Genomic DNA, 22844 nt, shown 5'->3' with positions numbered 1-22844 from the left:
CGCGAAGAAGCCGTGTCAGTCAACATTGATTTCGACTGACACACCGCTTTCGCGGGCAAGCCCGCTCCCACAGGGTATGCGGCGTCTCTGAAAGATTATTCGAACAGTGCGTCGAGCGCCTGTTCCAGCCGGGTCACGGCAATGATCTGCAACCCCGGCGGCGCTTCTTTCGGTGCATTGCCCTTGGGCACAATCGCCCGTTTGAAGCCATGCTTGGCCGCTTCCTTCAAGCGCTCCTGCCCGCTCGGCACCGGGCGCACTTCGCCGGACAAACCGACTTCGCCAAACACCAGCAAATCATGCGGCAATGGCCGGTTGCGCAGGCTCGACATCACCGCCGCCATCAACGCCAGGTCGGACGCGGTCTCCAACACCTTCACCCCGCCCACCACGTTGAGAAATACGTCCTGGTCGTGAGTCGGAATACCACCGTGACGGTGCAATACCGCCAGCAACATCGCCAATCGGTTCTGATCAAGGCCCAACGTCACGCGCCGTGGATTGGCCAGATGGCTGTCATCGACCAGCGCCTGCACTTCCACCAGCATAGGCCGGGTTCCTTCCCAGGTGGCCATCACCACACTGCCCGGGACTTCTTCCTGGGCACGGGTGAGAAAAATCGCCGAAGGGTTGGAGACTTCCTTCAGACCCTTGTCGGTCATGCCGAACACACCCAGTTCGTTGACCGCACCGAAACGGTTTTTCACCGCCCGCAACAGACGCAAACGGCCATCGGACTCGCCTTCGAAATACAGCACGGTATCGACCATGTGCTCCAGCACCCGCGGGCCGGCGAGCGCGCCTTCCTTGGTGACGTGACCGACGAGGAAGATCGCGGTGCCACTCTGCTTGGCATAACGCACCAGCAACGCCGCGCTCTCACGTACCTGCGAGACGCCACCCGGCGCTGATTGCAGCTGTTCGGTGAAAATGGTCTGGATCGAGTCGATCACCATCACCTTGGGTTTTTCCTGACGGGCGGTGGCGATGATGGTTTCGATGCAGGTTTCGGTCATCACCCGCAGTTGATCCTGCGGCAGCCCGAGACGGCGGGCACGCATGGCCACTTGCTGCTGGGATTCTTCGCCGGTGACGTACAGCGCCGGCATGCTCTTGGCGAGGTTGCACAGGGTCTGCAACAGAATCGTCGACTTGCCGATGCCCGGGTCACCACCGATCAACACCACCGAGCCGTCGACCAGACCGCCACCCAAAACCCGATCCAGCTCACCGGACGCGGTGGAGAAACGTGGAATCTCCTCGATGCTGACTTCGGCCAGGGTCTTGATCTGCGCCTGCTGCCCGGCCCAGCCGGTACGCCCGGTGGGCGCCGTGGCCCCGCCGCTTTCGATCATGGTTTCGGTCAGGGTGTTCCAGGCGCCGCACTCGCCGCACTGGCCCGCCCACTTGGGAAAGGTTGCGCCGCACTCGGTGCAGCCGTACATGCGCTTGGCCTTGGCCATCTGGATCCCCCGGCAAAAACCGCGATGATAACGCAGCCACCGCTCAGCGCGGCGAGGCGGTACGGATTTCGCCGTTGGCCAGACGCGCGGCGCTGTTGCCCAGCGGGTCTTCGGCATTAAGATCGGCGCCCTTGGCCTTGAGCGCGTCGAGCAGTTCGATGCGCTTGAACAACCCGGCGTACATCGCCGCAGTCTGGCCTGCGCCGTTGCGCTGATCGGGGCTGCAATCGGTGGCCATCAGCCTTCGAGCAATCTGCATCTCGCCTTTGAAAATCGCCCCCATCAGCGCTGTATTGCCACGTTGGTCCTGCGCGCAGGCATCAGCGCCCGCTGCCAGTAACCGGTCAACTGCCGCACCCTGGCCGTGATACGCCGCCAGAATCAAAGCCGTGTAGCCCTTGCTGTCGCGGGTATCGAGGGAATAACCGGACTCGATAAAGGTCTCGAGCATCGGCACATCACCACGCCGGGCGGCATCGAAATAGTAATCCTGCAACTGCGCCTTGATCGCCTCGGGGTTCTGTTCGGCCAGCGCTGTAAATGACAGGCAACCGAGCAACAGTAAAAGAAAGGCACGCATAAACGCTCTCCTTGGGCAGAACGGGGCCTGAATCAGGCCCCGCGTTGCATGGCGTCGAGATCAGTCGACCAGTTTCGCTGCCAGCGCCTTGACCCGGCTCAGGTCACCCTTAGCCACTTTGGTCACACCGGTGCCGTATTCCGGATCTGCCTTATAAAGAAAGGACAGGATGATGTGCTTGCTCTCGTCATCGGTGGTCGCCAACGAACCGCCGAAGCTGGCGATCAGGTCCTGACGCTCCTGCTGGCTGAACGAGCGATACAGATCCCCGGCCTGTTTGAAGTTCTGCTCACGCTGAATCTTCGCCTGCTGGGTGCTGCCCGACAGTGCCAGCTGGCTGTAACGCGCGCTCTGCGGCTCTTCACGCGGTTGCAGGCGGCTTGGCTGATAGTTCACGCCAGACGCCGTGGCACCGAAGTTCATCGCACCATCCTGATTGCCATTGTTGACCGCAACTTTTGGCGCGTTGATCGGCAACTGCAGGGCATTGGCTCCCAGACGATACATTTGCGTATCGGCATAAGAAAACACTCGGCCTTGCAATAGACGATCTTCTGAAGGTTCGATACCCGGCACAACATTGGCCGGGGCCATGGCAACTTGTTCGGTTTCCTGGAACACATTGGCCGGATTACGGTTCAACACCATTTGTCCAACTTTTCGCTCAGGAACATTCGGCCAGATCTTGGTAGCGTCCAATGGATCGAAATCAAACTTGGACAAATCTTGTGGATTCAGCACTTGGATGTACAAGTCCCATTTCGGGAAATCACCCTTGTTGATATGACCGACCAGATCATTAGTCATATGACTGTAATCTTTGCCCTGAACTTTCTCGACTTGTTCAGGTGTCAGGTTTTTGATGCCCTGCAAACTTTTCCAGTGGAACTTCACATAGTGCACTTCGCCTTTGGCGTTAACCAATTTGTAGGCATGCACGCCATTACCGTCCATTTCCCGATAACTGGCTGGAGTACCCGAATTGGAATACAGCTCGGTCAGCGTGCGAGTGGCTTCCGGCACGTGGGAGAAGAAGTCGAAACGACGCGAGTCATCGTCAAGGTTGGTGCGTGGATCGGGTTTGAACGCATGGACCATGTCCGGAAACTTGATCGCGTCGCGAATGAAGAAGGTCGGGAAGTTGTTGCCGACCAGGTCCCAGTTGCCATCAGCGGTGTAGAACTTGGTGGCAAAGCCCCGTGGATCGCGCAGGGTTTCCGGGGAGTGGTTACCGTGAACCACTGCGGAGAAGCGCACGAACACTGGCGTCACCTGCCCGGCAGCGAATACCTTGGCCTTGCTCAGGTCGCTGAGGTCGTTGGTCACGGTGAACGTGCCATGGGCACCGGTACCGCGGGCATGCACCACGCGTTCGGGAATGCGTTCACGGTCGAAACGCTGGAGTTTCTGGATCAGTTGCACGTCTTGCAGCAGCACCGGGCCGTTGGCGCCGGCGGTTTGCGAGTTCTGATTGTCGCCCACCGCTGCACCGTTGTCCCGGGTCAGGGGCGCGGCGTGCACGGAGAAGGTCAACAGGCTGGCGGTGAGTACGCCGAGCGTACGGCGATGGGGAAAAGCCCCCAGTCCAAGGGTGGAATTCATATCAGGTTCCTCTGGTTCTTTTGGGCGCATCCAGGTGCGCCAACCAGAGGCTAGAGGGCTAAGTCCGCGAACATAAATAGAAAGTTCGTAACCCGACGATTGAAAATTTTGGCTTCCCGATCAGCGCGTTACGGCGTATTTCGCGCGCGATTAGTGGCACTTTGCAAACTAATTGCAGATTTATCGGTCGATAAAAACGGGCATTGTAAGAAGGTGTTTCGCGCAGGACGCGTTTGCTGATTTACACTGCGTACACCAACCTCATCTGTAACAAGGAAATAACCTATGGGCGTGCTAAGTGAGTTCAAGGCCTTCGCGGTCAAAGGCAATGTGGTCGACATGGCCGTCGGTATCATCATCGGTGCCGCCTTTGGCAAAATTGTTTCGTCGTTTGTCGGCGACGTGATCATGCCGCCAATCGGCCTGTTGATCGGAGGGGTGGACTTCAGTGATCTGGCCATCACGCTTAAAGCCGCCGAGGGCAACGCCCCTGCCGTGGTCATGGCTTACGGTAAATTCATCCAGAGCATTCTGGACTTCGTGATTGTCGCCTTCGCGATCTTCATGGGTGTCAAAGCCATCAACCGCCTTAAACGCGAAGAAGCCGTAGCCCCTTCCCTGCCACCGGTTCCGACCAAGGAAGAAGAGTTGCTCGGTGAGATCCGCGATCTGCTCAAGGCCCAGAACAACCGGCCTTGACTGCTTGATGAATAAAGAACGGCGCCTGATGGCGCCGTTTTTTTACCAGTAGTTTTCCACCGCCACCTGTCCCGGCCGCCGCGTCAGGCTCAGGCTCATGTGGCGTTTCTTCAGCAGTGCCCGGGTGTCGTCGATCATCTGCGGATTGCCGCACAGCATGACGCGCGAGTGCTCGGGGGCCAGTTCAACGCCGGCTTCACGCTCCAGCTCGCCGCTTTCAATCAGGCTGGTAATACGGCCATGCAAGGCACCAGGAACCTTTTCTCGGGTAACGGTGGGAATGAACTGCAGTTTATGGGCGTGTTCTGCCAGGTAATCACGCTCGGACAGTTCTGCAATCAACGACTGATAGGCCAGTTCCCGCGCTTCGCGCACGCTGTACACCAGAATGATCCGCTCGAATCGCTCCCACACTTCGAAGTCCTGCAGAATCGACAGAAACGGCGCAACCCCGGTCCCGGTGGATAACAGCCACAAATCCCGACCGTCGACAAACCGATCCAGCGTCAGGTAACCAAAGGCCTGGCGTTCCACCAGCAGGGTATCGCCGACCTGCAAGCGACTAAGTTCACTGGTGAATTCGCCACCTGGCACCACGATGGAGAAGAACTCGAGAAACTCGTCGAAGGGTGAAGAGACCATCGAGTAAGCACGCCAGACCGTGCTGCCATCAGCCTTGGTCACCCCCAAGCGAGCGAATTGTCCCGCGCGAAACCTGAAGCCCGTATCGCGCGTGGTGCGCAGGGTAAACAGACTGGGGGTCAAAGGCTGCACGTCGAGCAAGGTCTGGGCAGTAAATTTATCTGCGCTGACAGTCATGGGGGCACTCCACGGAAAAGACCCTGACAGTCTCGCGCAAACTCAGAGCATAAACACCACTGCTTTTGTAGTGGTTTACCGTTCAGACCGCCCGAAAAAATGAGAATTAAACCCAAATGCCGTTAATACAGCTTTATTCAAAGTCCGATTGAATGACAGGTTAAATCCAACGCGTTATTGATGACTAATAACCTTTCCAGCAACTAACCGCCCCCTCCAAGAGCAAAAAAATTCAACGCCATTTGTAAGACCTGTCCTACACTCGGTTGCGTGCAGGATCCGATTGGATCCATAAAAAGCACCCGACGAACGACTCATGGAGAGTGAGTGATGGAAATGTGGAAGGAGTCGCAATTAAAGCAACTGACTTTCGCAAGAGAAATAGAGACCGCTTATCCGATCTTGCTGCGATTCGCTCAAAATATTGGCTTCAATTTTTGTGCCATCTCATTGACATCAAACAATCGGAACGCTGACTTAAAGACCTTGCAAATCAATAACTATCCGAAAGAGTGGAACCAACTTTATGAAAGACAAAACTACAGAAAAATCGACCCGGTAGTAGCACACTGCAGTAATTCAATGCTGCCGATTGTCTGGACCGAGGACGTGTTTTCGCAAACCTTGTCGCTGTGGGACGCGCAACAGAGGCATGGGTTGCGACACGGTTGGTCCCAGTCGTTCCACCACGAAGACAGCGGGCTGTGCAGCACCCTGAGCCTTGCCAGGAAAAACGGTCCATTAAGTCCGCTCGAGTTATACGAGCATTTTGGCTATATGTTTTACGCAACCAGCCACCTGAGTGACCTGTTCGCCAAAACCTTGCCCAAACCGGCCAAAAAGCCCGTCCCCCCACGCCTTTCACCGCGAGAACTGGAAGTGCTCAAGCTCTCGGCGCTCGGCAAGACGGCCTATGAGATTGCCAGGATCCTCTGCCTGAGCGAGCGGACGGTGAATTACCACGTGCAAAACGTGATTCTCAAACTGAACGTCTGCAACAAGATTTCTGCGGTCATTGCCGCCAAGAGTTGCGGCCTTCTCGACATGCCCGCCCACTAAAAGCTGCGAGTATTTCAACGGAAAAAAACGTACCATTTGCAACCTTCCTGAGTGATGACGTGCGCCGCACGCCGCAGTCCACTCGGATGGTTCCGCCGCGCGACGCCCTGGGCTGCGGGCCACCCGTTGAATAACCAGAGTTCTCGCCCGATGCCCTTGCTCGAAACACCCTTTGCCCAACTCGACCTGATCCGCCAGCCCGAGCAGCAGAATGAACCTCTGCAAGCGTTCGATGCGGCTGACGAATACCTGCTCAATCATCTGGCCGCGCAACAACCGACGGCAGACACCCGGGTGTTGGTACTCAATGACAGCTTCGGAGCGCTGGCGGCGAGTCTGGCGGGCAAGGTTCAGGTCAGCAGCAGTGGCGACTCATTTCTCGCATTCCAGGGACTGGAAAAGAATCTGGTACGCAACGGCCTGGCATTTGATGCCGTGCGCGGGATTGCGGCCAGTCAGCCGTTGATCGGGCCGTTCGACCGAGTGCTGATCCGCGTGCCCAAGACACTGGCATTGCTGGAAGAACAACTGATTCGCCTGCAAGGGCAACTGGCACCCGGCGCTGAAGTGGTAGCAGCGGCCATGGTCAAGCATTTGCCGCGCGCTGCCGGTGATCTGCTCGAGCGTTACATCGGTCCGGTACAGGCTTCACTGGCGGTGAAGAAGGCTCGCCTGTTGATCGCAACGCCTGAGGCCAAAGCCCCGGCGACCTCGCCCTACCCCTCACGCTACCAGCTGGACGAGCCGGCCATTGAGCTGCTCAACCACGCCAACGTGTTCTGCCGTGAAGGTCTGGACATCGGCACCCGTGCCTTTCTCCCGCACCTGCCAAAAAACCTCGGCAGCGCCCGCGTCGCCGACCTCGGCTGTGGTAACGGCGTACTGGCCATCGCCAGCGCCCTGCACAACCCCGACGCGCACTACACGCTGGTCGACGAATCGTTCATGGCCGTGCAATCGGCCGCCGAGAACTGGCGTGCCGCGCTGGGCGAGCGCGAAGTGATCGTGCGGGCCGGCGATGGTCTGGCCGGTCAAGAGCCGCAATCGCTGGACGTGGTGCTGTGCAATCCGCCGTTCCACCAGCAGCAGGTGGTTGGTGACTTCCTCGCCTGGCGCATGTTTCAGCAGGCCCGTGAAGCGCTGGTGGTGGGCGGTGCGCTGTACATTGTCGGCAACCGTCATCTGGGATATCACAGCAAACTGGCGCGGCTGTTCCGTGGCGTCGAGCAAGTGGCAGCCACACCGAAATTCGTGATTCTCAAAGCCCGCAAGTAAAGCGTCAGGCAAAAAAAACCCTCCGCAATGCGGAGGGTCATAAAACCGTGCCCAAGGGCAGCGGGACGGGATGTTTCAGTGTGTGGTCAGGCCGGCCGCGTTCATGAACAGGCGCATCAGGCTGGCGGCAATGAACAGCGCGCCGACGCTACCGATCCAGATCAGGGCCAACCAGCCGAGCCGCTGCCACAGCGGCTTTTTTTCGGCTTCTTCAATCTCGTGCAGGGAATGTTTGCCGTTCATTGCATCGTTCCTCTTGGGCGATGGCGTCGCTGAGGACGCCACCGCGAGAAGGCTTGCTCTCACAGGGTGAGCAGAGCGAGAGATCAGTGGTAACCGTCTTCATGGGTGACCTTGCCGCGGAACACGTAATAGCTCCAGAAGGTGTAACCCAGGATGAACGGGATGATGAACAGCGTACCGACCAGCATGAAGCCCTGACTTTGCGGCGGTGCGGCGGCGTCCCAGATCGAGATCGACGGCGGCACGATGTTCGGCCACAGGCTGATGCCCAGACCGCTGTAGCCGAGGAATATCAGCACCAGGGTCAGCAGGAACGGCATGTAGTTGGCATTGCGCGCCACCGCGCGGATCAGCCCGTACAGCGTCACCAGCACCAGAATCGGCACCGGCATGAACCAGAACAGGTTCGGCATGCTGAACCAGCGTGTCGCGATCTCGGGGTGAGCCAGCGGCGTCCACAGACTGACGATGCCGATCACCGCCAACAGCACGAATGCCAGCGGCCGCGCGAGGTTGTGCATCTGCTCCTGCAACTTGCCTTCGGTCTTCATGATCAACCAGGTGCAACCGAGCAAGGCATAGGCCACCACCAGCGCGGCGCCGCAGAACAGGGTGAACGGTGTCAGCCAGTCCAGTGAACCGCCGGCGTATTGCCGATTGACCACCGGCAAACCGTCGATGAAAGCCCCGAGTGCCACGCCCTGGAAGAACGTCGCCGCCACCGAACCGCCGATGAACGCCTTGTCCCACAGGTGACGCTTGTCGTCCTTGGCCTTGAAGCGGAACTCGAACGCCACGCCGCGGAAAATCAGGCCGATCAGCATGAAGATCAACGGCAGGTACAGCGCCGACAGCACCACCGAATAGGCCAGCGGGAACGCGCCAAACAACGCCGCACCGCCCAGTACCAGCCAGGTTTCATTGCCGTCCCAAACCGGGGCGACGGTGTTCATCATCACGTCACGGTCGGTCTTGCCCGGGATGAACGGGAAGAGAATCCCGATCCCCAGGTCGAAGCCGTCCATGACCACGTACATCATGATGCCGAAGATGATGATCACGGCCCAGATCAGCGGAAGATCAATACCCATGAGTCAAATCTCCTTTTCCAGGCTGCGCTGCGAGTCGGCGTCGGTACCTTCATCATCGGCTGCGGACAACGGCCGAGCCGGAGTGCGTTTCTGGCCAGGACCACCTTCGTTGGTTTCCTTGCCTTCGTCGGTTTTCGGCCCTTTGCGCACCAGGCGCATCATGTAGCCAAGCCCCGCACCGAACAGCGCGAAATACACCACGACGAACATGATCAGGGTGATGCTCATCTGCATGAAACTGTGATTGGACGAAGCATCCGCCGTGCGCATCAGCCCGTAGACCACCCACGGCTGCCGACCGATTTCAGTGGTGAACCAGCCAGCGAGGATCGCGATCAGGCCGGACGGCCCCATCCACAGCGCCAGATACAGGAACGGCCGCGAGGTGTAGAGCGAATCGCGCTTGCGCAGCCACAGGCTCCACAGACCGGTGAAGATCATCAGGAAGCCGAGACCGACCATGACCCGGAACGACCAGAACACAATGGTCGAGTTCGGCCGGTCTTCAGGCGGGAACTCCTTGAGTGCCGGCACTTGCTTGTCCAGCGAGTGGGTCAGGATCAGGCTGCCGAGGTACGGGATCTCTACGGCGAATTTGGTTTTCTCTTCTTTCATGTCCGGCCAGCCGAACAGGATCAACGGGGTCGCTTCGTTGCCTTTGTTTTCCCAGTGGCCTTCGATCGCGGCGATTTTCGCCGGCTGATGCTCAAGGGTGTTCAGCCCGTGGAAGTCACCGATAACCGCCTGGATTGGCGCGACGATCAGCGCCATCCACATTGCCATCGACAGCATGGTGCGGATCGCCGGGTTGTCCTTGCCGCGAAGCAGGTGCCAGGCCGCCGACGAGCCAACGAAGAACGCCGTGGCCACGAACGCGGCGGTCGCCATGTGCATCAGGCGATACGGGAACGATGGGTTGAACACGATGGCCAGCCAGTCGGTCGGGATCACCTGGCCGTTGACGATCTCGAAGCCTTGCGGCGTCTGCATCCAGCTGTTGGAAGCGAGAATCCAGAATGTCGAGATCAGCGTGCCGATCGCCACCATTACCGTGGAGAAGAAGTGCAGTTTGCGTCCGACCTTGTTCCAGCCGAACAGCATCACCCCGAGGAAACCGGCCTCAAGGAAGAATGCCGTGAGCACCTCGTAGGTCAGCAACGGTCCGGTGACGGAACCGGCGAAGTCCGAGAAACGGCTCCAGTTGGTGCCGAACTGGTAAGCCATGACCAGACCGGAGACCACACCCATGCCGAAGTTGACGGCAAAGATTTTCGACCAGAAGTGGTAGAGATCCCGGTAAGTGTCGTTATGGGTTTTCAACCACAACCCTTCAAGCACCGCCAGGTAGCTCGCCAGACCAATGGTGATGGCCGGGAACAGGATGTGGAACGAGATGGTGAACGCGAACTGAATTCGGGCGAGATCGAGTGCCTCTAAACCGAACATAAGTCTTCCTCTGTCAGGTAATACCGGCATTGGGGCTTGTGGCCCCTGCCTACTGCCCCCACGGATATGGAGTGCGGCGAATTCTGATTCGTTCTTTTTTAACAGCCATCGCAACGCAGGGAGTCTGGCCAACGGGCCACCAGAGCATGGCCCGGGAGGGTCTTGATCTGGATCAAGCAACGTTAAAAGAGTAGTCCCATTTCCGACGAAGAACGGCGTGGTCGTTTGCCGCGTGACAAGTTGCCTCATTGCCTGGGCAACGTTCTGAAACAGATGTCCCAGAGCCAGGAAACCCTCCGTGGCGAGGGAGCTTGCTCCCGCTCGGCTGCGCAGCAGGCGTAAAGAGTTTTTCCAGCGCTTGCCTGAAAGCAGGATTGTGCTGGGTCGGGGCCGCTTCGCGACCCGGCGGGAGCAAGCTCCCTCGCCACAGAGAACGGGGTATCCGGATAATCGATGTCTGGCTAACTAAATTTTCTGTCATAGCAACTTCCTGTTACAGACTGGTGATAATCTCGCGGTTCCCCTCCTGAGCCAGACCTGCCTTCAGATGCCCAGCCAAGAGCCCCTGCTGTTACGTCACCATCGTCCGTTTCTCGCGTTCTGGTTCGCCCGGATCTTCACCGCCAGCGGTTTTCAGATGCTTACCGTGGCGATCGGCTGGAATCTGTATCAACTCACCGGCAACGTGCTCGACCTGGGGCTGGTCGGGCTGGTGGAATTCGCACCACGGGTGCTGTTCATGCTGCACACCGGGCATGTCGCCGACCGCTATGACCGACGCCGGGTCGCGGCGATCTGTCAGTCGTTGCAGGCGTTGATTGCCCTGGCACTGGCCATCGGCAGTGCGACCGACCACGTCACCCGGGAAATGATCTTTATCCTCGCCTTCCTGCTCGGTGCGGCGCGCTCCTTCGAGATGCCGACGACCCAGGCGCTGCTGCCAAGTATCGTGCCCAGCGCCCTGTTTCCACGGGCGGTCGCCGCAGCGCAGTCGGCTCAACAGTCAGCCACCATTGTCGCTCCGGCCCTCGGTGGCTTGCTTTACGCGTTTGGCAGTGTCTGGGTCTACGGCCCGACGGTGTTGCTCTATGTCATCGCCTGCACCTTGATGCTCAACCTGCCCGCACGACAGACGCCGCTGAACAAAGGCAAAGCCACACTGGATTCGTTGTTGGCGGGCATCCGCTTCATTCGCAGCCGCCCGGACATCCTCGGGGCGATCTCGCTGGATCTGTTCGCGGTGTTGCTCGGTGGCGCCACCGCGTTGCTGCCGGTGTTCGCCAAGGACATCCTGCTCACCGGGCCTTGGGGCCTGGGGCTGCTGCGTTCGGCGCCGGCGGTTGGCGCGTTGGGGATGTCACTGTTCCTCGCCCGGTTCTCCGTCGAACGCAACGTTGGCCGGGTGATGTTCACCGCCGTTGGCGTGTTCGGCGTCGCAACCATCGCCTTCGGTCTGTCGACCTCGTTCTGGTTCTCGCTGGCGGTGCTGGTGGTGCTCGGCGCGGCGGACATGATCAGCATGGTGATCCGCGCCTCCTTCGTGCAACTGGAAACCCCGGACGAAATGCGCGGCCGGGTCAGCGCGGTGAACGGCCTGTTCATCGGCGCCTCGAACCAGTTGGGCGAATTCGAATCCGGCCTCACCGCGCACTGGTTCGGCACCGTCCCGGCGGTGGTGATGGGCGGGATCGGCACGCTGGTGGTCACCGGAACGTGGATCAAACTGTTCCCGACCCTGGCCAACCGCGACCGGATGCATGTGCCGGTGGAAGAGGCGAAGGTCTGACTCTCGTCACACCAGCATCTCCCCCGCCACTTTCGCCCGCAACGCCTTGCCACCAAGCTGCTCCACCAGCGTCAGGGCAAACGCCAGTGCGCCACCGGAGCCTTGGGCGGTGATGCAATTGCCGTCGACCACCACCGGTTGATCAACAAACGTACAGCCCGACAATTGATGACTGGCACTCGGCAGGCAGGTCATGCGGCGTTGGCGTAATACGCCTGAGGCTTGCAGGGCGATGGCTGGGGCTTCGCCGATGGCGGCGAACAGGCGTCCGGCGCTGGCCTGGTCCTTGAGCAATTGTTGCAGTGGCTGATGCGCCGCGAGATGTTGGGCGCCGACGGCACCACCGGGCAGGACGATCAGGTCGAAGGTCTGCGCCAGTACATCAACCAGCATGCCGTCCGCTGTCAGGCGCGTACCGCGGGCGCAGGTCAGCATGCGCCGGCCTTCGATGCTGGCCGCCACGACTTCGACGCCGGCGCGGCGCAGCACATCGATCAGGGTCACGCTTTGCAGATCATCGATGCCCTCGGCGAGGGTAATCAGGGCTCTAAAGGTCATGGGCGCTATCCGCTGGGTGATCTTTAAAGCGTAGTCAGCTTTGCCCTGCCTGTTCGATGACAGCCGTTACTTGATGTAAAGCTGGGCCGACAGGGTGTTGCGTGGCGCGTTGATCGAGGTGTTACTGAAGGTGAAGGTGCCTTCCTGCTTGCCCGCCAGATCAAAGGTATACAGTGAGCCGACGGTGTTGCTGCCGGGCTTGCACTCGGTCAGGTTGCCGTTATCAAAGGCGCACACCGGCGCCCGGGTGCCGTTGACTTCAAAACCGTCCAGCGTGGCATGCGGCTGGTTCTGGCCATAGCCGATTTCCAGCACGAACACCTTGATGCTCGGGCCGCTGTGATCGCATTGGGTTTGCGGCTGGTTATCACCGATGTCTTCCAGACCACAGGCCGGCGATTGAACCTTGATCACCTTAACTTCAGTCAACGGTGGCGCCGAGGCTGCCAGCGCCGCCGTCGACCCGGCCATCAGCCCGGCCATTAACCCGAAAGCCTTTATCCAGCGCTTGCCCATGTGATCGTATTTCCCCAAAAAATTCAGCGCGCAGTATGGCGCAGTTGACCCTGTGGCAAAACTTCGACGACGTTCGGCACCAACAACCGCCATATTCCTCACGCTGCTGGTATGATGCGCGGCTTTTTCCGGCCCACCACAAATTCCCAGGCGCTTGCGACGGTCTGTGCTTTGCTGTTGAGGTCGATACATTCACGGCGCCGCGCGCGCCACGGGGAGCAGACATGCTGGAAAGGCTGTTTCAACTCAAGGCACACAACACCAACGTGCGTACCGAGATTCTGGCGGGCGTCACGACCTTCCTGGCCATGGCCTACATTCTGTTCGTCAACCCGAGCATCCTCGGCGAGACCGGCATGGACAAGGGCGCGGTGTTCGTCGCCACCTGTCTGGCAGCCGCCATCGGCTCGACCATCATGGGCCTGATCGCCAACTACCCGATCGCCCTCGCCCCGGGCATGGGCCTGAACGCCTTCTTCACTTACACCGTGGTCCTGCACATGGGCCACACCTGGCAAGTGGCGCTGGGCGCGGTGTTCATCTCGGCAGTGTGCTTCTTCCTGCTGTCGATCTTCCGCATCCGCGAATGGATCATCAACAGCATCCCGCTGCCGCTGCGCTCGGCGATTGCCGCCGGTATCGGCCTGTTCCTGGCGCTGATCGCCCTGCACAACGCGGGCATCGTGGTCAGCAACCCGGCGACCATGGTCGGCCTCGGTGACCTGAAAGCCCCCGCGCCGATCCTCGCCACCCTCGGCTTCGCCCTGATCGTCGCCCTCGAAGCGCTGAAAGTGCGCGGCGCAGTGCTGATCGGCATTCTGGCAGTGACCATCATTTCCATCGCCATGGGCTTCACCCCGTTCGGCGGCGTGACCTCGATGCCACCTTCGCTGGCCCCGACCTTCATGCAACTGGACATCAAGGGCGCGCTGGACATTGGTCTGGTCAGCGTGATCTTCGCCTTCCTGTTCGTCGACCTGTTCGACAACTCCGGCACCCTGATCGGCGTCGCCAAACGCGCCGGCCTGATGGGCAAGGACGGCCACATGCCGAAAATGGGCCGGGCACTGATCGCCGACAGCACCGCGGCGATGGCCGGCTCGCTGCTGGGTACTTCGACCACCACCAGCTACATCGAATCCGCTGCCGGCGTGAGCGCTGGCGGCCGGACCGGTCTGACGGCGATCGTCGTGGCGATCCTGTTCCTGTTGGCGCTGTTCTTCTCGCCACTGGCGGCCAGCGTGCCAGCCTTCGCCACCGCACCGGCGTTGCTGTTCGTCGCCGTGCTGATGACTTCCGGTCTGGCGGAAATAGACTGGGAAGACATCACCGTCGCCGCACCGGTGGTGGTTACCGCGCTGGCCATGCCGTTCACCTACTCGATCGCCAACGGCATCGCCTTCGGTTTCATCTCCTGGACCGTGATCAAGCTGCTGTCGGGCCGCGCCCGTGAGCTGAACCCGGCGCTGGTGATTCTGTCGATTCTGTTTGTGATCAAGTTGGGTTGGTTCAACGCATGACTTTCGATTCCCAGGCCTACGCCACTCAGCTCGAAGACAAGGTCACGCGTTTGCGTGACCTGCTGGCCCCGTTCGATGCACCAGAGCCGACCGTGTTCGACTCGCCGCTGCAGAACTTCCGCCTGCGCGCGGAATTTCGCCTGTGGCGCGAGGCCGGTGAGCGGCACTACGCGATGTTTTCCCAGGACGACAAACGCACGCCGATCCTGATCGAAGAGTTCCCGATTGCCAGCCTGCGCATCAACCAGTTGATGCCGCAGCTCAAGGCGGCATGGCAGGCCAGTTCGGCGCTGAGCCACAAGCTGTTCCAGGTGGAGTTCCTGACCACCCTGGCCGGCGATGCGATGATTACCCTGTGCTATCACCGTCCGCTGGACGAACACTGGCATGCGGCCGCGTCGAAGTTGGCGGCTGATCTCAACGTCAGCGTCATCGGCCGTTCCAAGGGCAAACGCGAAGTCATCGGCCACGATTACGTGGTGGAGAAACTCGACGTCGGTGGTCGCACCTTCAGCTACCGCCAGCCGGAAGGCGCATTCACCCAGCCCAATGGCACGGTGAACCAGAAGATGCTGAACTGGGCCTACGAAGCGCTGGGCGATCGTCCCGACGATCTGCTGGAGCTGTATTGCGGCAACGGCAACTTCACCCTGCCGCTCGCCACCCGTGTGCGCAAAGTGCTGGCCACCGAGATCAGCAAGACCTCGGTCAACGCCGCACTGAGCAACCTCAGCGAAAACGCTGTGGATAACGTCACGCTGGTACGGCTGTCCGCCGAAGAGCTGACCGAAGCGCTGAACGAGGTGCGCCCGTTCCGTCGCCTGCAAGGCATCGACCTGAAGAGCTACGAGTTCGGTAGCGTATTCGTCGACCCGCCGCGTGCCGGCATGGACCCGGACACCTGCGAGCTGACCCGGCGCTTCGACAACATCCTGTACATCTCCTGCAACCCGGAAACCCTGGCGGCCAACATCGCCCAACTGCACGACACGCACCGCATCACCCGCTGCGCGATGTTCGACCAGTTCCCATGGACACATCACATGGAGTCCGGGGTGTTGCTGACCCGGCGTTGATGGCGAATGCCGGATACGAGAAAGCCGTCGTGATTGACGGCTTTTTTGTGGGTGCTTACGGTGCAGTGTCGGTCTTACGTGGACGCCCGCCCTTCTTGCCATTTGCTCGTGCAGCTTCGGATTTTGCCGCACTGCTTTGACGACCGTTACGCGACGCAACCACCGAAGCCGCCATCCTCATGAGTGACGGGCTCGCCGAAATCATTCCGGAGATGGAAACGTCGAGGTCTTTGCCCTCGTGGCAAAGCGCAGTGCCTGCATAGCCGACTGTCAGGTTCGCATAATCGTCTGAATCAAACCCGTCGAACTCCGAATACTGGCTCACCGGTAGCAACACACCGCTGCCGTCTTCAAAACGAATGACCAGAGACGGGCTTTCAAAGGTCACAGAAACAGCCTGCAAGCTGCTAGCTTGGCGCGCTTCGCCACGTTTTATCGCGGCATCGAGCATTTCTTCCGTCAGCGGACGATGTACGGACGGCTTTGCCTTGATGACTTTCATAAATCGATTTCAACTCCTGCCAGTTTGCCGAGCAATGTCAGAACAGTCTTGTCTGCTTCTGGCTCATAACGCGCCGATCTGATCCTGTAGGTCGTAGCGGTGACCGGTTTCATCACGGGGACTTCGTTTGACTCGCAGTCCCACACCTGATTGTCGAGACAAACTGTCTGCAAGACTGACCACCAGATCCCTCGTGCGCGACGCAGATGAGCAGGTTGCCCCAGTGATCGACACAATCCTTCCAGCAACGCCAGCGGCGGTCGACGTGAAAGCGGCACGACATCCCACAGTTCAATGTCGTTGTGCCAGAAACTGAACTGAAATCGGGCATTCCAGGCGCCTGTATTAACGTGAACATGTGGCGGGCAATGCTCATCTCGCAACATGATGCTTATCGACAATCCCTTGTAGTTGCATACTTTCATGCTAACCCATCCGTTAGGTTAATAAGTTTCAGGATTCGATTTTCCTTTCAAATCCGACGGCCGGTGCTGCACAGCACCTCAATGCCTTTCACCACATTCAGACTAGCGTCGGCACGGATGAGGAAGCGCTGCATCTTCGAAAAAAAACGTAAGCAAAACTGTCGATACAATTCGGAAAATCTGAATGCGATGTAGCTTTTGTGCGATCACCGAACACAAAACCATCGGGTTAAATCAGTTCAATTGACCATGGTAACCATCTGGTACATTTTACCTCCACAGGCTGAAACCTTCGGCCCAAGCCAAAAACAATAAGTGGAGTTTGCCCCCATGCCCCCTATCGTTCTGGTGCTCAACGGCCCGAACCTGAACCTGCTCGGCACTCGTGAACCGGCGACCTACGGTCACGAAACCCTGGCTGATATTTCTGCTCTGTGCGGCCGCGCTGCCGAAGAATTCGGCCTGGCCGTGGAGTTTCGCCAGACCAATCACGAAGGCGAATTGCTCGACTGGATTCATGCGGCACGCGGCCGCTGCGCCGGGATCGTGATCAACCCGGCGGCGTGGACACACACCTCGGTGGCAATCCGCGACGCGCTGGTGGCCAGTGAGTTGCCGGTGATCGAAGTGCACCTGTCCAACGTGCATGCGCGTGAGCCGTTCCGCCACCACTCGTTTGTCTCGGCCATCGCCACGGCGGTGATGTGCGGCTTCGGCAGCCATGGCTATCGCCTGGCCCTGGAGCATTTCAGTCAGCGACTGAAGGGGCGCGCAGCATGACCCGTAAACCGGTAATACTGGCTGGCCTGATCGGTGCGGGTATTCAAGCCTCGCGCACGCCAGCACTGCATGAACATGAGGGCGACGCCCAAGGCTTGCGCTACCTGTATCGGCTGATTGATCTCGATCAGTTGCATCTGGACAGCAACGCCCTGCCCGACTTGCTGCAGGCGGCCGAGCGGATGAACTACACCGGCCTGAACATTACTTTCCCGTGCAAGCAGGCGATCATCCCGCTGCTCGACGAACTGTCCCCGGAAGCCCGGGGCATCGGCGCGGTCAACACCGTGGTGCTCAAGGACGGCAAACGCATCGGCCACAACACCGACTGCCTGGGTTTTGCCGAAGGTTTTCGTCGCGGCTTGCAGGATGTCGCCCGTGAGCGTGTCGTCCAGATGGGTGCCGGCGGTGCGGGAGCGGCAGTGGCCCACGCGTTGTTGAGCGAAGGCGTACAGCAGCTGAGTATTTTCGATGTCGACCGCGAGCGCGCCGAGAGTCTGGCGAACAACCTCAACCACCATTTCGGCGTCGGTCGCGCCGTCGCCAGGCGTGATCTGCCGGGCACGCTGAATCAGGCCGATGGTCTGGTGAACACCACGCCGATGGGCATGGCCAAACTGCCGGGCATGCCGGTGCCGGTGGAGTTGCTGCGCAAGGAATTGTGGGTCGCGGAGATCGTTTACTTCCCGCTGGAAACCGAACTGCTGCGCAACGCCCGCGTGCTGGGTTGCCGCACGCTGGACGGCGGCAACATGGCGGTGTTTCAAGCGGTGAAGGCGTTTGAATTGTTCAGCGGCGTGGTGCCGGACGCACAGCGGATGCTGGCGCATTTTCAAAGCATGAATGGCTGAAGATAAACATCGATCCTGTGGGAGCGGGCTTGCTCGCGAAGGCTGTGTGTCAGGCGCTAGATGTATAGGCTGACACGCCGCTTTCGCGAGCAAGCCCGCTCCCACATTGGATAGGTGTCACGGCTGCAAGTAGCGCAACACCGACTCGCAGATCATCTCGCGATGACGCTGCTTGATGCTTTCGTCCGGCAAATCGATCTGAAAAATCTCACCGAACGTATGGCGGTTCGAGACGCGGTAGAAACAGAACGAGCTGATCAGCAAGTGCACATCCAGCGCGTCCAGCCCGGCGCGGAAGACACCCTCCTCGGCACCGCGACGCAAAATCTCGCCCAGTGAATCGAGGATCGTATTATTCATCGCCTTGATCGTGTCCGAACGCTTCACGAACTCGGCGTTGTGGATATTTTCGATACAGACGATGCGCACGAAATCGACGTTGCGGTCGTGGTGATCAAAGGTGAACTCCACCAGTCGACGGATCGCCACCACCGGCGGCAACTCGGCCAGGTGCAGGCGGTTTTCGGTGCTGCGGATGTCGCCGTAAAGCTTCTCCAGTACCTCGACGTACAACTGCTCCTTACTGCCGAAGTAGTAATAGATCATGCGTTTGGAGGTGTGGATGCGCTCGGCGATCGCGTCGACGCGGGCGCCGGACAAGCCCTGCTGGACGAACTCGACGATCGCCTCCTGCAGGATGTTCTCGCGGGTTTTTTCCGGGTTGTTCTTGCGACTCTTGCGCGGCTCGATACCGGATTCGACGGGAGCAGCGGGGAGTTCTGAAGTCATTGTCATTGCGGGCTCACGGCCATCACTGCACAGGTTGGCGATTATGGGCCGCGCTGCACAGTGAAGGAAGCCACGCGGCTCGTGTTTAATCCCGCGTTTACGAAATTCCTACAACTTCGCCTGACGCACCGCACCGCTGCGTGATTTGGCCATCGCCGCCAGACGTACCGCGACGTTCGCCGCACCATAACCGGCATAGCCGTTTTTACGCTGGATGATCTCGAAGAAGAAGCGTCCCTCGAACGGCTCGGTGTACACGTGGAACAACTCGCCGCCCTGCGCGTCGCGGTCGTAGAGCACGTTGAAGTACGCCAGCTCGCTGAGGAACTCGTCGTCGAAATCGAAGCGCGCGGCGAGGTCGTCGTAATAGTTGAGCGGGATATCCAGCAACGGCACACCAGCTTCTTTGGCGCGGCTGACTTCGGCGAAGATGTCATCACAATCGAAGGCGATGTGATGCACACCGGAGCCGCGATAACTCGACAGCGCGTGGGAAATCGCGGTATTGCGGTTCTCCGAGATGTTCAGCGGCAAGCGGATCGAACTGTCGCGGCTGCGCAACGCGCGGCTCTTCACCAGCCCGTACGGATCGGGCAATACCACTTCATCGTCGGCCTCGAAATCCAGCAGACTCTTATAGAACAACACCCAACTGTCGAGGCTGTCGGCCGGCAACGCCATGGCCATGTGATCGATGCGCTTGAGGCCGCCACGGGCCTGAGCGTTCGGCAGCAGATTGAAGTCGGTGCCATAGACATCCGCCGCTTCATCCACCAGATAAATCAGGCTGCCGTCCGGCGCACGCACCGCGGCCAGTTCCAGTTCGTTGGGGCCGACCAGGCCGCGATAGGGCTGGCCCTTGTAAGCGACCGCACGAGCGAGGGCGCTGGCGCTGTCCTTGACCCGCACAGCGGTGGCACACAGCGACGGGCCATGGGCCTCGAAGAAACTGTGGCCGAACGAGTACGGTTCGGCGTTGAGGATCAGGTTGATATCGCCCTGACGCAGCAGGCTCACGCTCTTGGAGCGGTGCTGCCCGGCCTTGACGAAGCCCAGGCGCTCCAGCCAGTTGCTCAGTTTGGCGCCAAGGCTTTCGTCGACGGCGAACTCAAGAAACTCGATGCCGTTGTACTCGCTGGCCTGTGGCGTTTCGAAGAGGATTTCGCGGTTGGTCACCGGCGTTGCTTGCTGTTCCAGGCGCTGACGGGTTTTCTCTTCCAGATACAGCAGCGAACGCAGACCATCGGCGGCATTGGCCCGTGGCGGTGCGGCGCGGAAACCATCGTTGAAGATCTCCAGCGACAACGGCCCGGTGTAACCGCTCTGGATAATCGGCGCGAGGAACCCCGGCAGATCGAATTCGCCCTGCCCCGGGAAGCAACGGAAATGCCGGCTCCACTCCAGGACATCCATGGCGAGGATCGGCGCGTCGGCCATTTGCACGAAGAAGATTTTGTCGCCGGGAATATCGGCAATCGCGCGTGGATCACCTTTCAGCGACAAGGTGTGAAAGCTGTCGAGCAGCACGCCGAGCGCCGGGTGATCGGCCTGGCGGACGATGTCCCAGACCTGTTGATAAGTATTGACGTGCCGGCCCCAGGCCAGCGCTTCATAGCCGATACGCAACCCGCGAGCGCCGGCACGTTCGGCCAGCAGCCGCAGATCATCGACGAGAATCTGCCGGTCGCCGACGCTGTCCGCCGAAGCGTTGCTGCAGACCAGCACCAGATCGGTGCCCAGTTCCTGCATCAGGTCGAATTTGCGCTCGGCCCGTTCCAGATTGCGCGCCAGCCGATCACGGCGGCAGCCTTCAAAATCGCGGAACGGCTGGAACAGGGTGATGGCGATCCCCAGGTCAGCGCACATCTGCCTGATTTCCCGCGGACTGCCATCGTAATACAGCAGATCGTTTTCGAAGATTTCGACCCCGTCGAACCCGGCGGCGGCAATGGCTTCGAGCTTTTCCGGCAGGGTGCCGCTCAGGGAAACGGTGGCAATGGAACGCTGCATGTTTCTACTCCCGATGGAGATCGTCTTGTCACGCGTCCTGTGTAGGAGCTGCCGAAGGCTGCGATCTTTTGATCTTCACAAACAAAGATCGCAGCCTTCGGCAGCTCCTACAGAGGTACGTTTTTTATCGTGAGGAAATTATTGGCTGCATCGTCTTCAGCAGCAATTTAAAGTGTACCAGCCGGTTAGTTTTGCGTGCGATTATCGAACACTATGGCGTTTCGGCGAATTGACGATTTTTCGTCCACTGCCCACCATCGACTTCACATTGAGTCCGGAAATGAACCTCCGGTCGCAGTGCGTGCAAACAACACCACATAACAAATTCAAAAACGGGTGGAACAATGATTCCTTCACAGACTTCCCGCATGGCCCCGGCCATGAGCACTGCCACGGGTGGCATCGGCGACAAGATCCGCGGCGCCATGGCTGTCGGCAAGACCCGTTGGGGCATGCTGGCGCTGGTGTTTTTCGCCACGACCCTGAACTACATCGACCGCGCAGCCCTCGGCGTCATGCAGCCCATCCTCGCCAAGGAAATGAGCTGGACGGCGATGGATTACGCCAACATCAACTTCTGGTTTCAGGTCGGCTATGCGATCGGTTTCGTCCTGCAGGGACGCCTGATCGACCGCGTCGGCGTCAAGCGCGTGTTCTTCTGCGCGGTGCTGCTCTGGAGCCTGGCCACCGGCGCCCATGGTCTGGCGACGTCGGCCCTCGGCTTCATGGTCTGCCGGTTCATCCTCGGCCTGACCGAAGCAGCCAACTACCCGGCCTGCGTGAAAACCACGCGCCTGTGGTTCCCGGCCGGTGAACGCGCAGTGGCCACCGGCATCTTCAACGCCGGAACCAACGTCGGCGCGATGTTCACACCGATGCTGCTGCCGCTGATTCTCCACGCATGGGGCTGGCAGGCGGCGTTCCTGTGCATGTCGGCACTCGGCGGGATCTGGCTGCTGTTCTGGGGCTTGAAATACTTCAACCCGGAAGATCATCCACGGGTGAAAAAATCCGAACTCGACTACATCCAGCAGGAAGTCGAACCGGAACAGGCCCGCGTACCGTTCTCGCGAATCCTGCGCATGCGCGGCACCTGGGCCTTCGCCCTCGCCTATTCGCTGACCGCGCCGGTGTTCTGGTTCTACCTGTACTGGCTGCCGCCGTTTCTCAATCAGCAATACAACCTGGGTATCAACGTCACCCAGATGGGCATTCCGCTGATCATCATTTACGTCACCGCTGACTTCGGCAGCGTGGGCGGCGGGATTCTGTCTTCGTTCCTGATTGGTCGCGGCATGAACTCGATCAAGGCGCGGCTGCTGTCGATGTTCCTGTTCGCCTGCTGCATCATCGGCGTGATCATGGCCGCCGGCTCAAGCAATCTGTGGGTCGCCGTCGCGGCAATCTCCCTGGCCATCGGCGCGCATCAGGCCTGGACTGCGAACATCTGGAGCCTGGTGATGGACTACACGCCCAAGCACATGATGAGCACGGTGTTCGGTTTCGGCGGTATGTGCGCCGCGATCGGCGGGATGTTCATGACCCAGATCGTCGGCCACATCCTGACCGTCACCAACAATAACTACACGGTGCTGTTCACCCTGATCCCGGCGATGTACTTCATTGCCCTGACCTGGATGTACTTCATGGCACCGCGCAAGATTCCAGACGTCACCGAGTAACCGGCCTGCCCCCCTCCCCCCTGTGGGAGCGGGCTTGCTCGCGAAAGCGTCCAGTCAGTCACTGAAGATGTC

At 59.7% G+C, this 22844-nt stretch carries 22 protein-coding genes; 9 read left to right on the top strand and 13 right to left on the bottom strand.

Annotation, left to right across the window (positions count from 1 at the left end):
• Nucleotides 1-95: 95 nt before the first annotated feature.
• The 3 genes from radA to katB are packed head-to-tail and all read right to left on the bottom strand — an operon-like array spanning nucleotide 96 to nucleotide 3645.
• Nucleotides 96-1463 (bottom strand): DNA repair protein RadA, encoded by a 1368-nt coding sequence (radA, locus tag VLA07_RS20745; protein ID WP_007963764.1) that lies wholly within the window; start codon nucleotides 1461-1463, stop codon nucleotides 96-98.
• A 43-nt stretch (nucleotides 1464-1506) separates the two neighbouring features.
• Nucleotides 1507-2043 carry an ankyrin repeat domain-containing protein gene (locus tag VLA07_RS20740; RefSeq protein WP_333991081.1) on the bottom strand — a complete coding sequence of 179 codons (537 nt, stop codon included), beginning with the start codon at nucleotides 2041-2043 and terminating at the stop codon, nucleotides 1507-1509.
• 60 nt (nucleotides 2044-2103) lie between these two features.
• Nucleotides 2104-3645 carry a catalase KatB gene (gene katB, locus VLA07_RS20735; RefSeq protein WP_330207132.1) on the bottom strand — a complete coding sequence of 514 codons (1542 nt, stop codon included), beginning with the start codon at nucleotides 3643-3645 and terminating at the stop codon, nucleotides 2104-2106.
• A 285-nt stretch (nucleotides 3646-3930) separates the two neighbouring features.
• On the opposite strand from katB, the gene mscL reads away from it, so the two are divergent.
• A complete protein-coding gene (gene mscL, locus VLA07_RS20730; RefSeq protein ID WP_027612841.1) occupies nucleotides 3931-4344 on the top strand; it encodes a large-conductance mechanosensitive channel protein MscL in 414 nt (137 codons plus the stop codon).
• Nucleotides 4345-4386: 42 nt separating this feature from the next.
• Here mscL and VLA07_RS20725 read toward each other — a convergent pair whose 3' ends face one another.
• The gene (locus VLA07_RS20725) at nucleotides 4387-5163 is read right to left on the bottom strand and encodes a ferredoxin--NADP reductase (RefSeq protein ID WP_027612842.1); all 777 of its coding nucleotides are present in this window, start codon (nucleotides 5161-5163) and stop codon (nucleotides 4387-4389) included.
• 330 nt (nucleotides 5164-5493) lie between these two features.
• On the opposite strand from VLA07_RS20725, the gene VLA07_RS20720 reads away from it, so the two are divergent.
• Together VLA07_RS20720 and VLA07_RS20715 are read left to right on the top strand one after the other, a co-directional pair.
• Nucleotides 5494-6222, top strand: a complete 729-nt coding sequence (locus tag VLA07_RS20720) for a helix-turn-helix transcriptional regulator (protein ID WP_333991077.1) — start codon at nucleotides 5494-5496, stop codon at nucleotides 6220-6222.
• A 150-nt stretch (nucleotides 6223-6372) separates the two neighbouring features.
• Nucleotides 6373-7497 carry a methyltransferase gene (locus VLA07_RS20715; protein WP_115988850.1) on the top strand — a complete coding sequence of 375 codons (1125 nt, stop codon included), beginning with the start codon at nucleotides 6373-6375 and terminating at the stop codon, nucleotides 7495-7497.
• 75 nt (nucleotides 7498-7572) lie between these two features.
• On the opposite strand, the gene VLA07_RS20710 is transcribed toward VLA07_RS20715, so the two are convergent.
• From VLA07_RS20710 to VLA07_RS20700, 3 genes are all read right to left on the bottom strand, one after another.
• Nucleotides 7573-7740: a DUF2474 domain-containing protein gene (locus tag VLA07_RS20710; RefSeq protein ID WP_007963754.1), complete on the bottom strand. Its 168-nt coding sequence runs from the start codon at nucleotides 7738-7740 to the stop codon at nucleotides 7573-7575.
• Between the two features lie 83 nt (nucleotides 7741-7823).
• Nucleotides 7824-8831: a cytochrome d ubiquinol oxidase subunit II gene (gene cydB, locus VLA07_RS20705; protein WP_007963753.1), complete on the bottom strand. Its 1008-nt coding sequence runs from the start codon at nucleotides 8829-8831 to the stop codon at nucleotides 7824-7826.
• 3 nt (nucleotides 8832-8834) lie between these two features.
• Nucleotides 8835-10277, bottom strand: coding sequence for a cytochrome ubiquinol oxidase subunit I (locus tag VLA07_RS20700; RefSeq protein ID WP_027612845.1), 1443 nt, complete (start codon nucleotides 10275-10277; stop codon nucleotides 8835-8837).
• Nucleotides 10278-10824: 547 nt separating this feature from the next.
• Between VLA07_RS20700 and VLA07_RS20695 the strand changes: the two genes are divergently transcribed.
• Nucleotides 10825-12063: an MFS transporter gene (locus tag VLA07_RS20695; protein WP_258676111.1), complete on the top strand. Its 1239-nt coding sequence runs from the start codon at nucleotides 10825-10827 to the stop codon at nucleotides 12061-12063.
• A gap of 6 nt (nucleotides 12064-12069) precedes the next feature.
• Here the strand turns inward: VLA07_RS20695 and VLA07_RS20690 are convergent, their stop codons facing one another.
• Complete coding sequence (locus VLA07_RS20690; protein ID WP_330207136.1) at nucleotides 12070-12621, bottom strand: DJ-1 family glyoxalase III; 552 nt, start codon at nucleotides 12619-12621, stop codon at nucleotides 12070-12072.
• Between the two features lie 66 nt (nucleotides 12622-12687).
• On the bottom strand, nucleotides 12688-13137 hold the full coding sequence (locus VLA07_RS20685; protein WP_285376221.1) for a DUF4879 domain-containing protein: 450 nt from the start codon (nucleotides 13135-13137) through the stop codon (nucleotides 12688-12690).
• A 224-nt stretch (nucleotides 13138-13361) separates the two neighbouring features.
• On the opposite strand from VLA07_RS20685, the gene VLA07_RS20680 reads away from it, so the two are divergent.
• Both VLA07_RS20680 and trmA read left to right on the top strand, forming a co-directional pair.
• Entirely contained in the window at nucleotides 13362-14657 is a 1296-nt protein-coding gene (locus tag VLA07_RS20680; protein ID WP_007963748.1) for an NCS2 family permease, read from the top strand.
• Complete coding sequence (gene trmA / locus VLA07_RS20675) at nucleotides 14654-15733, top strand: tRNA (uridine(54)-C5)-methyltransferase TrmA (RefSeq protein WP_047602591.1); 1080 nt, start codon at nucleotides 14654-14656, stop codon at nucleotides 15731-15733. Before VLA07_RS20680 ends, trmA begins: the two co-directional genes overlap by 4 nt.
• Nucleotides 15734-15788: 55 nt before the next feature.
• Here trmA and VLA07_RS20670 read toward each other — a convergent pair whose 3' ends face one another.
• Both VLA07_RS20670 and VLA07_RS20665 read right to left on the bottom strand, forming a co-directional pair.
• Nucleotides 15789-16235 (bottom strand): DUF2442 domain-containing protein, encoded by a 447-nt coding sequence (locus VLA07_RS20670; RefSeq protein WP_097089285.1) that lies wholly within the window; start codon nucleotides 16233-16235, stop codon nucleotides 15789-15791.
• Nucleotides 16232-16660, bottom strand: a complete 429-nt coding sequence (locus tag VLA07_RS20665) for a DUF4160 domain-containing protein (protein WP_333991063.1) — start codon at nucleotides 16658-16660, stop codon at nucleotides 16232-16234. Before VLA07_RS20665 ends, VLA07_RS20670 begins: the two co-directional genes overlap by 4 nt.
• Before the next feature lie 330 nt (nucleotides 16661-16990).
• On the opposite strand from VLA07_RS20665, the gene aroQ reads away from it, so the two are divergent.
• Both aroQ and VLA07_RS20655 read left to right on the top strand, forming a co-directional pair.
• Nucleotides 16991-17440, top strand: coding sequence for a type II 3-dehydroquinate dehydratase (gene aroQ, locus VLA07_RS20660; RefSeq protein WP_025108744.1), 450 nt, complete (start codon nucleotides 16991-16993; stop codon nucleotides 17438-17440).
• Entirely contained in the window at nucleotides 17437-18291 is an 855-nt protein-coding gene (locus tag VLA07_RS20655; protein ID WP_333991060.1) for a shikimate dehydrogenase, read from the top strand. The genes aroQ and VLA07_RS20655 overlap by 4 nt, the downstream gene beginning before the upstream one ends.
• Nucleotides 18292-18408: 117 nt before the next feature.
• Here VLA07_RS20655 and VLA07_RS20650 read toward each other — a convergent pair whose 3' ends face one another.
• A complete protein-coding gene (locus tag VLA07_RS20650; protein WP_027612854.1) occupies nucleotides 18409-19086 on the bottom strand; it encodes a TetR family transcriptional regulator in 678 nt (225 codons plus the stop codon).
• Nucleotides 19087-19188: 102 nt separating this feature from the next.
• Nucleotides 19189-21090: a 3-dehydroshikimate dehydratase QuiC gene (quiC, locus tag VLA07_RS20645; RefSeq protein ID WP_333991057.1), complete on the bottom strand. Its 1902-nt coding sequence runs from the start codon at nucleotides 21088-21090 to the stop codon at nucleotides 19189-19191.
• A gap of 344 nt (nucleotides 21091-21434) precedes the next feature.
• On the opposite strand from quiC, the gene VLA07_RS20640 reads away from it, so the two are divergent.
• Nucleotides 21435-22772, top strand: coding sequence for an MFS transporter (locus tag VLA07_RS20640; protein WP_333991054.1), 1338 nt, complete (start codon nucleotides 21435-21437; stop codon nucleotides 22770-22772).
• Nucleotides 22773-22844 lie beyond the last annotated feature (72 nt).

The sequence above is a fragment of the Pseudomonas sp. S3(2024) genome (assembly GCF_036861315.1).
GTDB lineage: Bacteria > Pseudomonadota > Gammaproteobacteria > Pseudomonadales > Pseudomonadaceae > Aquipseudomonas > Aquipseudomonas putida_A.
This window is presented reverse-complemented; position numbering and strand designations above follow the sequence as displayed.